Origin of the sequence: Chitinophaga sp. YR573 (assembly GCF_900110995.1) — a bacterium.
Taxonomy (GTDB): domain Bacteria; phylum Bacteroidota; class Bacteroidia; order Chitinophagales; family Chitinophagaceae; genus Chitinophaga.
In genome coordinates this window covers 2,512,988-2,526,916 of record NZ_FOJF01000001.1, presented here as the reverse complement: position 1 = coordinate 2,526,916, position 13,929 = coordinate 2,512,988, and the positions used below count along the sequence as shown (strand labels likewise).

Sequence of the window (13,929 nt, the reverse complement as noted above, 5' to 3'; positions counted from 1 at the left end):
AATATGTGAAAAGTTAATTTTTGCTTCCGATACAAATGTAGTTGTTATTCTTTTCGTATTAGCTATCCACACGAAATTAACAACGCCGATGAGCCATAGTATTGAATTTATCTACTTTCATCCACACCGGTGGATATCCTGGTTCGTGTATATTTTTATAGTGCCGGGTGTATTAAGAAAATGTTAACAGAGGCTAATAACAATTCACAAAAAGGCACTTTTATACCTCAAACCATCCCGGCTGGAAATAACAAAATTAGTTTTACGGTCCTGAACTCATGGTTTTTCCCACTATGTTGGACCTTTTTCCCTGAGTTTTTAACAACCCATGTGGATAAAGAGAATTAAAAATTTTAAAGATGATGATTTTGCTTTTTTAGTTTTACATTCACTTTTATACACATTTTTATGTGGATGAGGATATGAGCAGCTGAAAAATGTGAATAATGAAACCTATACTTTTCCGATATGTCAAATCATCAAATTAATGCCTGTGGCCGTCTTAATTATGTTCCATGTTATGCACAATCAGGGAGAAAAACCGTAACAAGTGTGGATAACCTGTGAATGAACCCTTAATTACACTTCTTGTATTTTACTTGAAACCCTTTACTGTATTGGGTTTGGGCTAAAAAAAACTGTTTTGTAGTTACAGTATTTTTATTCTATTTTTGCTTTCCTTAAAAATTAGACTATATAATATATGTCAGTTATTCAGAAGATCCGGGATAAGTATGCTGTGGTAATCGTCGTAGTGATTTGCCTGGCTATTGTTAGTTTCCTGTTGCAGGATGCCTTTTTTGGCAAGAGTTCTATGATGCGCCGTTCTACCAGTGTTGGTAAAGTAAACGGAGAAGAACTGGATATCAGTGAATATCAACAACGCATTGAAGAAACAGTAAACAAGTATCGCCAGCAGGCTCCTAACGGAAACGTTAATGAACAGACCCGCCAGTATGCACGTGAGCAGGTATGGAATGAGTTCTTAAATGAACAGATCATGAATGCTCAGTACGATAAACTGGGAATTCAGGTAACTGAAGCTGAGGTAATTGACCAGTTCAATGGTAAAAACCCAAATCCAATTGTTGTACAGCAGTTCACCGATCCAAAGACCGGCCAGTTCGACCGCGCACAAATGCAGCAGGCTTTACAGAGCATCGGTCAGGACCAGACTGGAAGAATGAGGAATGCATTACAGGAACTGGAACATTATATTCTGAAATCAAGACTGCAGGAAAAATATACTTCCCTGATCAAGCAGGCTGTTTATTATCCAAAATGGCTGGCTGAACAGCAGGCTAAGGATAATGCACAATTTGCTTCCTTATCATATGTATCTGTACCCTATGCTTCTATAGCTGACTCCACTATTAAGGTAACTGATGATGAATCACAGAAATACATTGATAATCATAAGGCACTGTTTAAAACTCAGGAAGCCCGCAAAGTAGAATACATCTCTTTCGACGCATTGCCTTCTTCTGCAGATACTGCAGTTGCACTGAAATCGCTGTTCGAAGCTAAAGCTGAACTGGATACTACCAGCGCTGCTGATATCGAAAACTTTATCAAGCGTAATTCAGACATCGCTTACTTTGACGGTTACGTTTCAAAGAAAGCACTGATGGTTCCGCAGAAAGATACTATCGCAAACTTACCGGTAGGAACCGTGTTTGGTCCTTATTATGATAATAACCTGATTGTATTTGCGAAAATGATTGATCGCAAAACAATGCCGGACAGCGTAAAAGTGCGTCATATATTAATAGCTACTAAAACTCAGCAAGGTGCCGGCTTACCGGATTCAATTGCCAAGAACCGTATAGACAGTATCGAAAGAGCTGTAAAAGGTGGTGCTGATTTCAAAGCGCTGGTTGAACAATATTCTGATGATCCAGGTAGTAAAGCTACCGGTGGTGAATATGATATCACTCCTGCTACTCCATTTGTGAAAGAATTCAAAGATTTCGCAATGGAAGGTCCTAAAGGGAAAATGGGTGTTGTTAAAACACAGTTCGGTTATCATCTGATTGAAATCCTCGATCAGAAAAATATCGGCCCCGCTATTAAAGTAGCTTACCTCGGTAAACCAGTTGACGCGAGCAAGGAAACTGACAGCAGAGCTTATGCAGCTGCCAACGAATTCGCTTCTCAGAATCACGATCAGAAAGCATTCGAAAAAACTATCCAGGAAAAAGGTCTTAACAAACGTCTCGCAGATAACCTGCGTCCGATGGACTTTGTAATTCCTGGTGTAGGTCAGGCACGTGAACTGGTACGTTGGGCTTATGATGCTAAACAAGGTGATGTTAGTAACGTATTTACTTTCGAAGATAAATATGTTGTAGCTGTATTGAATGGTATCCGCAAAGAAGGTACTGCTTCAGTTGATGAAGTAAGGCCTCAGGTAGAAGCAGAAGTAAGAAAAGCTAAAAAAGCAGATGAGATCATCAAAAAGCTGCAATCACCTGCTTCCCTGGAAGCTGCTGCTAAAGCAGTTAGCCAACCGGAACTGAAAGCAGATGGTATCAACTTTGGTACTCCGTTCATCGCTTCTATGGGTTTTGAACCACGCGTAGTAGGTGCAGCTTTCAATAAAGCACTGGGTACTGCTAAAATATCAGCTCCTATCGAAGGTAATGGTGGTGTATATATTATAAGAGTAGATGCTTACCAGCCAAATACACAACCTCAGGATCCGGCAGGTGCTGCAAGAGCGTATGAGCAAGGTGTTAAATCTATGCTTGATGGTCAGAGCGGTCAGCTGTTTGAAGTACTGAAGAAACTGAATAAAGTAGAAGACAACAGGGCTAAGTTCTTTTAAGGAAATTATATAACTGATTATATGCAAAAGCCTCCCAACCGGGAGGCTTTTTGTATTTGTACACTACCCATACATTTTTAGTAATTTTGTATAAACGTGGATTATGGAAGAGATTGTTAATAAAGTAGCGCAGAGCGGTCTTATTACATTAGACCTGGAAGATTACTATCCGCAGGAAGAAATTGTAGAGTTTGATATGAAGGAACATCTTTTTATGGAGATGATATTGAAAGAGAAAGACTTCCGTGCAAAATTGCAGTCCTGGGACTGGGAACAATACCGTAATAAAATTGTAGCCATCACCTGCTCCGTAGATGCAGTAATACCCTTCTGGGGATATATGTTAGTAATGACTTACCTGGAACCGGTAGCTACTTTTGCCGGTTTTGGGACCAAAGCAGCTTTGCATCATACACAGTTTATGAAAAAACTGGGTGAGATTGATGTAAATGAATATGCAGATCAGCGTATTGTGATAAAAGGTTGTGGGGATAAAGGCGCCGGAGAAGCTGCTTATGTAGAGATTACCCGTCTGCTTCGCCCGGTGGTGAAAAGCATGATGTATGGGGAACCTTGTTCAACAGTGCCTATCTACAAGAAAAAGTAAGAGGCTAGAACCAGCCACGCTTACGGAAAAAGATAATCATCCCTATCAGCATCAGTAGCATAGCAGCTAACACAACGAAATAGCCATTCTGTGTGTGTATCTCCGGCATATTGTCGAAGTTCATACCATAAATACCCACCACAAATGTCAGAGGGGCCATCAGTGTGGTAACAACCGCCAGTACTTTCATAATCTCATTCATTTTGAGATTGATCTGGGTATGATATTGTTCCTGGAGAGTCAGGATCATTTCCCTGTAGTTGTCCGTCAGCTCATTGGCCTGGATAATATGATCGTAAACGTCTTTAAAATATTTAATAGTACGCTCATCCAGCAAATCACTTTCACTTTTGAGGAAACCATTGATGAGCTCCCGTACCGGTGCAATGGCTCGTCTTAACAACAGAAGTTCCCGGCGCAGGAAATTTATCCGGGCAAGTGTACGGGTATTAGGCTGATGTAGAATCCACTCTTCCATCTGTTCTATACGTTCACCCAATTTTTCTATCACTGTAAAATAGCTGTCTACAATAATATCCAGCAGGGAATAACAAAGGTAATCCGTACCAGCGCTGCGTATGCGGGAATGATTGATACGCAGTTTCCCCCGTATATTATCAAATACATCCCGGGCAGCATCTTCCTGAAAAGAGATCAGAAAATGTTTCCCCAGTACTATGCTTACCTGTTCCTGTTCTACGATAGAAGTTTCTTCGTTGAAATACACCATGGGTAACAGACAAAACAGGTAGTCCCCTATTTCATCCATCTTGGCCCGCTGGCCAACACTCATAATATCTTCTTCCAGTAGTGTGTGAATATTATAACGGGTACAGATCCTGTGTACCATCTCTTTATTGATCCCATCTATATTAATCCAGGTAACTTTCGAATTATCAAGGTATTGGAATACAGCAGCGTCATCCTGAGTAGCGATCTCTTCACAAGTATCAGCATCATAATCAAATACGCTGATTTTTTCACAGAAAGTGGGTCTGCGGGTAGAAGGCCCGGTCACCGGGTTATAATTCATGATCCGCTGTTTCTTTTTCTCCTTAAAAGGATTTAAAGTTCCCAGCACCTCCTGTATCGGTAAAATGATATTCTGTTTCTGCATCCTGAGTGGTAGTAATTCTGCTAAGATAAAAATAACTTAAAATTGGCGTAACAGCGAGTTAACATGTAAAGGTTATTTTAGTCCAACCTGCAACTGTTACCAACATCTCACCGTGAAGGATACAGAGCTTTGATATTTACTGACTTATAAAAAATCTAGTATGCGACTGTCCGTTATTGTTGTGAGCTTGCTCCTGTTGATAATTTGTACCTACAGTATTTTTGAATTGAAAAGCAATGATACGCTTGCTGTAGACAGTACCAGGAAATGGTATCATCAGTCTGTGGATAACCTCGATAAAAAAGTAGACCTGCTTTGTAAAGCACTGGCAGAACATCAGTCTGGAGAAGCGGTGCAGCATGCCTTCAAAGAAACAAGACTCGCATATAAAAAGATAGAACTGGTAGTAGAATTCTATCATCCTTATACTGCACAGTTTATGAACGGTACAGGTAAAGAAACACAGAACTTCCAGGCATTGGAAACAACGATATTTCCTGTACTGCAACCAGATATGGCTTATGCAGAAGCCCGTAAGCTGAAATCGGTTATGGGAAGATTAGAGAAAGAGAGTGAAGTGATCCAACCTACTGATGCACAATTATTTGATGCAATGAGACTGGAGTTGGTACGTATCATGTCTCTGGGGTTAAGCGGATTTGACTCACCACAGGCCGGAAATAGTTTACCAGAGGCAGTGGCTTCACTGGATGGGATTAATGAGATCTGGAAATTTTACGTACCCAAGGTAGGGATCTATAATCCTGCTCTTGTAAAATATATGGATGAGCTGATGGCTGCTTCAAAGGCCCGTTTACAGGCAGGACAGGATTTTAACAGGGACCAGTTTGTTACAGAATATGTGAATAACCTGGCTATAAATCTGAAAATGGGAAGAGAAGCTTTACGTATTCCCTATGATAACCAACAGTATATACTGGATCCGGCGGCGTCTAATATTTTTGCCCGCAATGCTATCCTCCCTTTATACTCTTCACCTGATACCATTACTGTAACCAATGATCCGGTGTATAATGTGAATGGTCAGCATTATACAGCCAGGTATCTGCATTCTCTTTTACGTCAGAACAGCGCCTTGAACAGTTATGTGCGTGGGAAATAAAAACTGCCGGTGAAAAGTATCACCGGCAGCGGACTTGGTTATGTAAGATAGGATATGGAAACAAAATTATTACCGGACGTTCAATTACATTCCTCATTATGCATAACCGTTATATAAAACGGGTATATACTCGTAAATAAATTATACGGAAAAAGAACTGGTAAAAAGGGACTTACAGAGATAGGATAATAACAACGAGGTCAGTTAGTATTCACATGATAACATTTATCCTGCTTCTTCAAACACGCACATACCAGATAATGCGGAGTAAGTGCATTTTTCATGGAATATGGTAACTGATTTCGGCGCAAATAACAATACTGTCAGAGAATTTCCAAAAAAAATAGAATAATTACTACAAAAATGTGAGATAAATGAGTAATACAGGAAGTAGCGGAGAAATACCTGTATGCAGGTATTTTCCTTGTATTTCTTTGTGGTAGCGGGTTTAAACTACTGACGGGCTTTTTTACTTTTTCTTTTTATAAGTGACCTCTACTACGGCAACTCCTGTACTAAGCATACCTATTTTTCTGGCTGCTTTTTTAGATAAGTCTATTACTCTGCCTTCGGCAAAAGGACCCCGGTCAGTAATTCTCACTTTTACAGAACGACCATTAGCAACATTTGTGACTTTAACTTTTGTACCAAAAGGTAAAGTACGATGTGCCGCCGTCAGACCATTCTGATGAAATGTAGAACCACTGGCAGTACGATGGCCTTCAAACTTATCAGCATAATATGATGCCTTTCCATTTTCAGTAATCTTCCTGCTACAGGAAGTCAGAAATAAGAGTGTACATAATAGTACAATCAGACTGCGTGAATATTGTATAGTTCTCATAGGCATTATTATAATGGGGGATATGCCCCCAAGATAAAACAGTTTTTTAAAACGGATATCCTATCGCTATGTTCAATATCAGATTTTCCTTACGCCAGTCGGGATCGCCAAATTTTACATCTTTAATTACCCATCGCTCATCCTGTGGTAACCAGGGCTTACGAAGAGGGAATGCAACATCCAGTCGTACTACAATAATAGAAGCATCTACGCGTAAACCAGCACCCGCATCTACTGCCATCTGGGAGACAAAAGAGCCTAATTTAAATTGACTTCCAGCTTTTTCGGGTACAACCCCTTTTAGCCATATATTACCGGCATCCAGAAATAAAGCTGCATTAAATATGCCAGTGAGGTGTGCACGTAACTCAGAGTTATATTCCAGTTTAATATCGCCGGCTTCATTGGCCAGGTATTGACTGGAAGAATCTTTGTAGGATCCGGGGCCCAGTGTTCTGGCCCTGAATCCACGCAGACTACTGCTACCTCCTATAAAGTATTGTTTTACAAAGGGTAGTGTACTGGAATTACCATATGGGAGACCGTAACCCGCATAAATACGGTTTATCCAGGTGAACTTCCTGTTTAATTTCCAGTAATGCCTTGCGTCTACAGTCAAACGAACAAACTGGGCAAAAGGAATGCCCAGAATATTTTTCGAACTATCCCCTTTAGGAACAATCAAACCGGCAATGTTACCGGAATAGTCCAGATCTCCATTGATATAAAAACTATGAACACGATTAGCTGACTGATTGTTGAAAGTAATGTTATAATTACCACCCAGGATAAATTGCTTTTCAATGGCAGAACGCTGACTGGGATCATATTTCAGGATGCTGTCATATCCGGCTGTTGTTTTAGTCGGTAATACGTAAGTGATGGAAAAAGGGGACCACTTATGTTCCAGGAATTCTGTCTTACGCCAGATGTACTGGAAATTAAAAGAATAAGCGTTCAGATTATATAACTGACTACGGCTGTACAATTCATAACTCAGGCTGATACGGGTGCGGGGTACATATGGTGTACGTACATTCAGTCCCTTAAATATTGGTTGCCAGAAACGGGGAATGGTTACCGCAGCTTCCGTCTTGAAGTTATAGGAGTTGCCACCTGTTTGTACGGAGGTGGCCTTCCCTCCCACCTGCCATTCCAATCCACCGGAAACAGAGATTTCCAACAGGTTAGCAGCATGCAGCCAGTTACGGTTGCGGGCAGTAACTTTTACTTCTGATCCTACAAAGTTGTTGGATTTAGAAGTACCTCTCAACTCAGCCTGCAGGCTACGTCTTGGATAAGGGGTGAGGAAGAAACTTGCATTTAAAAGAGAACTGTCCCCTCTTACCGGCCGGAACGTCCCTTTTACAAATTTGAATGTACCAAGGTCTGTTAAGCGATGCAGCGTAATATTGTGAGAACTCAAGCGGTACAAGCTATCCGGTTTCAGGAATATGGAACGGTCAAATACGCTGGGTTTGAATTTATTAGTAGTATCTATGATACGCAGGCGGTTATAAACAACCGGAGTACCCGATCTGGAAAGCGAATCATTATCCAGGGAGTAGTTAGGATACACCGTAATGTTTTTCATGTGGTACATCTTCCGGGCCGGAGCAGGCGTTTCGGGTTTGATAGTTACAAACAGATCCACCATCCCGTTATTGGTACTGTCTACTTCCACCAGCAGATAGTCCGGCGTAAAATAATAGTACCCCTGTTCCTTCAGTATATTATGAATGCGATTACGTTCTGCTTTGATACTATCCAATCTGTAGGGACGGTTCAGTTTCAGGGAAGATCCTTGCTGAGCAGCAGCTACAGCTTTACCAAGGATACTACTGTCTGTTACATATGTTACGCTTTTTATACGGTAACGAAGATTGGGAGTAGCGGTATAAAGGATAGATGCTTTTTTCTTACCCTTGTTCTTTATCTCTGAAGTAACAAGTGCCTGGAAGAATCCATTGTCTACCAGGTATTGTTCCATCACATTGGATGTATAATCAGGTTTGGCCTGACTTAATAAAACAGGCGCTTCTCCCCATTTACGTCTTAACAGGTAATTGAGTCCTTTCCCTTTGGGTTCTTTCCCAAGGTTATAAAACCAGAGGCGGAAAGGTAATCCTGCAAATTTCTTATTGGGTTTGGGTCTGGCACTACTCTCCATTGTTTCAGTAAGGGTACTGTAATCCCGGGACTTTTTACCCTCCCATTTAATATTGGTACCGGTAAAAAGACGATCACCTTCCGGGACGCTCTTAGTTGTACTACAGGCACTGATGCAAACAACAGCAAGTAGCAATAGCAATCGGGGTATAATATGCCAGTTTCCTCTAACCATTTTATTTTTTACTGTCGGGTTTTTTAGTTCGCAGTTTAGTCTGCGTTTTATCTTTTTTAGCGCGTTGGAATATCTCACGGAAATTATCATAATCCATGATCAGGGCAAATGCTACACCTGTTTCAACTACCTGACCCTCAATCACGGTACTGTTATCATTCCGCTGATATACTCTCACACGATATCTGCCATCTCTGGTCAGTTTATATTCTACAGAAATATCTCCTACCAGTGTACTTGGGTTGGCCTGGCTTTCTCCCTGTAACATCACATTGGAACCAACAGAAACAGAGAGGCGATCGTTGAAGAGTTTTTTTGAAGCACCTACTTTCAGGTTAGTCGTTTCCTGCTGAGAACCGGTGGAGTAATCATCTTTGGATTCTACATCGAAGTTGAGATCGATACCTTTTATCAGGTTGCCTGCCAGGTTATTCAGCTGTTGAGACAGGATTTTGCTTACACTTTGTCTTGCCATATTGCTTACACCAAAATCTCCGCTGCCCTCTCCTGCCAAAGGATCTTCAGGGATGAAGCTACCCATTACCAGTAATCCCATTACCTGCTTATTCAGCTCAGAAGGGATCTGGTTGATTTGTCTCAGACGGTTATACACACTTCCGCTAAATGCGTTCTGGTCTGCTTCCGGCATATCCAGTTCAAAGGATATTTCTGGTTTGAGCAGAGAACCTTTGATTTTCAGGTATACATAGAAAGGCAGACGCTGTTTATATTTATTGCGTTCTGTTTCTGGGAGAGAAGTTAACTGATCCTGTACCAGATCGGCAGCCGGAGCATTCACGGTATACTTAGCCGTGATGTCAAGATCTGCGCTGGTAGCATCTCCGCTGAAAATAATGGCACTTCCTTTTTCTATAGAGAAGCTACGTTTGATCAACTGGTTCAGAGACATTTCATATTTACCTTCAGAGATCTCATAACGGCCGGTAAGGCTCAGTTTACTGCTGGGGTCCAGGGTAGCATTGAGGGTGGCTGTTCCTTTCGCCTGAACATAGTCACCATTGACAGGATCAATGATAATCTTGATAGTAGATTCAGGTGTGATTTCCGCAGTACCAGAGAAGTTGATTCCTTTTAAACGGGGATTCTGGAATTTGGTGCTGTCTACTGCTTTCAGAAGAGAGGAATCAATAGGATTGGACTTATCCACAAAAACGATCACACCCTCCCTATTGGCAACACCTGGTTCTTCACTTGGCAGCGTTACAGTAATACTTGATTTATCACGGAGTTTAAGAGAAGCATCTACACGGGGCAGATCGAGATTACCGCGTATTTTGATACGGGTGTCAACAAAAGCAGGACCGTAATATAATTGATCAGGGTTTTGCTGTTTACCCAGTATCATGAAGTTATTGGAATTGATATCCAGGTTGAAGTTAAAGTTGGTGTAGTCTTTTGTATTGATGCGGCCATCAAGTACCAGCTCATTTTGCAGGCTATCTGCAATTACGAACTTATTGAATTGCAGACCTTTCTCATCCAGTACAATGTTCTCATCCGGCATAGTAAGCGGGGTGCCAATTTCTGTGATGGTCCCTCCTGCATTATCAAAATGGAGATTACCCAGCACTTTGGGATTGTCGGTAGTACCAGTGATAGTGAACTTACCATCTGCCGTACCATGCATGCGGTTGACGCTACCAAACGTAAATGCTTCCAGGGAAGACATATTAATACGGTTGATATCCACATTGGCATTGATAGTTGTATCATAAGTACCGGCAACTTTCAGGTCATTGTCGTTCCCAATAAGAGTGGCCGTTAATTTATACTGATTGGCCACAGGTGTTTCCACATCAGCATTGAGGGTGCCTAATTTAGAACCCCGGAAAACCAGGCTGTCTACTTTTATAGTGCTTCTGATGAGAGGCGATTTATCAAGATTGCTTATAAGGGCCTGTGCATTCATGTTACCATTTGCCAGTAAGGTATCTGCTGCCAGTAATGCTGTAATAGTAGACAGTTTGAAGTCTTTGATATTTGCCTGTATGGCAGGTAGGGTACTATTACTGCTATCTGGCCGGGTCTGTAATTCTATAGATTGTTCCTGGTAAGATATTTTAAGCGTTGCGGTATCCGGAGAACCATTGTGGATATGTATGCGATTATCATCCGCTACTTTCCATTGTTGCCTGTTCAGCATCAGATCTGGTTTCAGGGAAAGAGAGATGGCATTGTCCGGCAGAAACTGCACATAACCACCTACCTTGTATTTAGGATTCCGTTTGATATCATCCAGGAAGAGGTCCCAGTTTACTTTACCGCCGGAAGCCAGAGCATTCAGTTGTGTATAATACAGTGGTACTACTTTATGGTGCAACTGTGCTAAAGAGATAGTCGCTTTCAGTGCTGTGTCCAGGACACTTGCATTGAGGAGAAGACTATCCACCTGCAGGGAGTCGTATGTTAATTTGGGTAAGGCGGCATTCAGTACCAGCAGGCTGCTGTCTGTGTTCAGACGGCCATTCATGAGAAGCGGCTTTTCCATGCGCAGACCAGGTATCATGGTTTTGAGGCTGCGGGGCCAGGTTAATTCAGCGTTCCATTGGAGTATTTGTCCTGATGGAAGTTGAATCAGTTTCGCACTATCATAAGGTTGCAGCGGTCTGTTGATCAACTGGCCAAAGGCAGCACCGACTTTTGTATAATCTATTGAACCATTTGCATTTATAAAACCAAATGGACCGGTTAATGAAAGATATTGTTTATCCTGATAATGTGCTATCAAAGCAACAGTATCTATGGTGTATACCTGCCCCTGTGTGGCAATCTGCCATCCATCAAGGAATGCATTGCCTTCTAAGCGACGGGGTTCCAGGCTGCTGAAATCTGCATCCAGGGAGCCTTTCAACTGCAACGGTTCCGTGTACATATGTATGGCAAACAGATCTGCCTTATCCAGTTGCAGCTTTGCCTGTAAAGATTGCAGAGTGGTGTCGTTGAGCGTTCCATCTACATTAAACACCATCGTAATACTGGTATCCTTGCTTTCTCCTTCTGCATGCAGTTGTTGCTTATCAATATTGGCTTTTACTGCAACATCGTGATAAGTGTATCCTTTGTAAGTGGCGTCGCTTAAATGCATAGCAGCATTAGCGATCATACCAGGGAAAGAATATCCCTGCCCGCTGGCTGACATATTTCCACTTACCCAGCCAAAGGTGGTATCATATAATAATATCCCGGGGTGTATGTGGAAGGAAGACAGATTTACATCATAACGACTGTGGATACTGTCTGTGATATTTATAAGATGAGCTGTGAGGTTTGCATTGGCAGAACTGCTTTTCAGTTGTAATGCCGTTGTCATATCCTGCATGCCTCCCAGGAAACTACCGGTAATAAGCAGTGATTCCGGTAAGCGGGGTGTATCCGGTAAAGTGTTAGCAGGAAGCCAAGAGCGCAGCTGTTTGTTTCCTGATAAAATATAGATGTCGGATAAGTTAGCGTAGAGATGATCTGCATCTGTTACGTGTTCTACTTCGCCGTGTGCCTGAATGCGGTTTCCTTTGTTATCAGCAATGCGTAAAGTTTCGATGATCAGTTTACCCAGGGAGCCTTTCAGCACAGTGGTTAACTCGATTTCTTTGTCCCAGAGGGGTTTCATGGATTTATTCTGCCGGGCGTCCGGTACAAAGGGTAACCATTCTGCCAGGGTAATATGGGATGAGTCCAGGTTAGCACGAAGCTGTAACAATTCCAGATTGTCGGACAAGGTAGACCATGAAGGAACATTCACAGCAATCTGTTTCCTGAACAGGCTTTTGTTTGTTTGCAGCAAAAGGTTCTGTAAGGAGAGAGATTGAGGTGTGAATAGGACATTAAAATGTGCCTGTTTGATAGCAAATCCGGAACGGTCTGTCATTGACAGTTTGTGCAGGATAGCGCTGATCGTATCTGGTTTGTAAAGAATATTGCTGATATGCGTATTGAAGTTGCTGAGTAAAAGGTGGTTATAATCCGGATCACTGCCGGCGCCCCGTTTTGCAGGAGCGGTGTTATTATCGAATTTAACGTTTAGATGTTCCAGTTCTGCTTTCGTAGCCAGTACCTGCCAGGTATTGGGAGTACTATCTGCAGGATCTGGTTTGGATGTATCGCGGGCTGTGGATAAGGAGAAGACCCCGGAGGTATTGCTGATCTTTAGTCCTCCTACCAGTACACGGGTAGAATCCTGGTCTATGCTTGAATTAAGGAGTTCCAGTTTTCCTATTCTCCAGGCGGTAGATATACCACTTCCTTCATCGGCATACAGGAAAGAGCTATTCTGGACCTGTAGTTTTTTAAGGAGAAGATGAAAGGCTGCACTGCCGGTATCTACTGGTGGTGGCGCTGCGCTGGTTAATTGTTTGGGTCTGTATTCCTGTTTGAAGAAGCCTTTCAGTCCGTCTAATTTTATACCGCGGAAAGCATAGAGACCATCATCGAGTAATAATTCATCCGGATCTACGTGCAGTTCCTGCCAGGTGATTACGGCATTCATTCCTCCGGGAGCATCTAGATATCTTACGCGTACCTGTTTAAGGGTCACGTCTTTGATATGAAACTGAATGGTAGTGCCGGTTTTAGTGGAAACGGTGTCTGGAATACTGTCTTTACTTACAAAGGCATCTATTACAAACTGGTAATTAAACGCCGAATCCTGAGGATGGCGGTAGATATTTACGAGTAAGCTATCCCATTCCAGATGATTGATCTGTAGCTCATTGTTGAGAATTGCCAACAAATTGTACCGTACTTTAAGGGAACCAGAATATAAAAGCGCCTGTGAACTGGTATCTGCCACAAATACATTCCGTAATTCCAGGTATTGCCAGCCTCTTACGCGCAGATAGCCAATCTTCACACGGGTGTGTAGTTTCTTTTGCAGATAGGATTCCCCTTGCCTACGTATATAATCCTGAACAGATTCCAGCTGTAAAAGCAATACAGCCATAACCGGTAATAATAACAGGACCAAAACCGTCCATAAAACCCATCGCCACCAGGGGCGTTGGTGATGCTGTTGCTCTTGAGTTGATGGTGCCGTCACTATAAAATAGTTAC

Annotated in this window: 7 protein-coding genes; 3 read left to right on the top strand and 4 right to left on the bottom strand. The window is 42.0% G+C overall.

Annotated features, from left to right (window positions below; all coding sequences use genetic code 11):
* Positions 1 to 703: 703 nt before the first annotated feature.
* Both BMW86_RS10550 and BMW86_RS10545 read left to right on the top strand, forming a co-directional pair.
* Positions 704 to 2,827 (top strand): peptidylprolyl isomerase, encoded by a 2,124-nt coding sequence (locus tag BMW86_RS10550; RefSeq protein WP_089781593.1) that lies wholly within the window; start codon positions 704 to 706, stop codon positions 2,825 to 2,827.
* Positions 2,828 to 2,930: 103 nt separating this feature from the next.
* A complete protein-coding gene (locus tag BMW86_RS10545; RefSeq protein ID WP_089781591.1) occupies positions 2,931 to 3,434 on the top strand; it encodes a DUF2480 family protein in 504 nt (167 codons plus the stop codon).
* Positions 3,435 to 3,438: 4 nt separating this feature from the next.
* Here the strand turns inward: BMW86_RS10545 and corA are convergent, their stop codons facing one another.
* Positions 3,439 to 4,551 carry a magnesium/cobalt transporter CorA gene (gene corA / locus BMW86_RS10540; protein WP_089781589.1) on the bottom strand — a complete coding sequence of 371 codons (1,113 nt, stop codon included), beginning with the start codon at positions 4,549 to 4,551 and terminating at the stop codon, positions 3,439 to 3,441.
* A gap of 160 nt (positions 4,552 to 4,711) precedes the next feature.
* Between corA and BMW86_RS10535 the strand changes: the two genes are divergently transcribed.
* Positions 4,712 to 5,674 (top strand): hypothetical protein, encoded by a 963-nt coding sequence (locus tag BMW86_RS10535; protein ID WP_089781587.1) that lies wholly within the window; start codon positions 4,712 to 4,714, stop codon positions 5,672 to 5,674.
* 469 nt (positions 5,675 to 6,143) lie between these two features.
* Here the strand turns inward: BMW86_RS10535 and BMW86_RS10530 are convergent, their stop codons facing one another.
* The 3 genes from BMW86_RS10530 to BMW86_RS10520 are packed head-to-tail and all read right to left on the bottom strand — an operon-like array spanning position 6,144 to position 13,819.
* On the bottom strand, positions 6,144 to 6,518 hold the full coding sequence (locus BMW86_RS10530; protein WP_089783634.1) for a septal ring lytic transglycosylase RlpA family protein: 375 nt from the start codon (positions 6,516 to 6,518) through the stop codon (positions 6,144 to 6,146).
* Positions 6,519 to 6,564: 46 nt separating this feature from the next.
* Positions 6,565 to 8,862 (bottom strand): translocation and assembly module lipoprotein TamL, encoded by a 2,298-nt coding sequence (locus tag BMW86_RS10525; RefSeq protein ID WP_177189214.1) that lies wholly within the window; start codon positions 8,860 to 8,862, stop codon positions 6,565 to 6,567.
* 1 nt (position 8,863) lies between these two features.
* On the bottom strand, positions 8,864 to 13,819 hold the full coding sequence (locus BMW86_RS10520) for a translocation/assembly module TamB domain-containing protein (RefSeq protein WP_089781584.1): 4,956 nt from the start codon (positions 13,817 to 13,819) through the stop codon (positions 8,864 to 8,866).
* Positions 13,820 to 13,929 lie beyond the last annotated feature (110 nt).

Excerpts from the sequence above, each read along its gene's own strand:
- BMW86_RS10530 (WP_089783634.1), bottom strand. The coding sequence starts at position 6,518 with ATGAGAACTATACAATATTCACGCAGTCTGATTGTACTATTATGTACA.
- BMW86_RS10525 (WP_177189214.1), bottom strand. The coding sequence starts at position 8,862 with ATGGTTAGAGGAAACTGGCATATTATACCCCGATTGCTATTGCTACTT.
- corA (WP_089781589.1), bottom strand. The coding sequence starts at position 4,551 with ATGCAGAAACAGAATATCATTTTACCGATACAGGAGGTGCTGGGAACT.
- BMW86_RS10520 (WP_089781584.1), bottom strand. The coding sequence starts at position 13,819 with ATGGCTGTATTGCTTTTACAGCTGGAATCTGTTCAGGATTATATACGT.
- BMW86_RS10535 (WP_089781587.1), top strand. The coding sequence starts at position 4,712 with ATGCGACTGTCCGTTATTGTTGTGAGCTTGCTCCTGTTGATAATTTGT.
- BMW86_RS10550 (WP_089781593.1), top strand. The coding sequence starts at position 704 with ATGTCAGTTATTCAGAAGATCCGGGATAAGTATGCTGTGGTAATCGTC.
- BMW86_RS10545 (WP_089781591.1), top strand. The coding sequence starts at position 2,931 with ATGGAAGAGATTGTTAATAAAGTAGCGCAGAGCGGTCTTATTACATTA.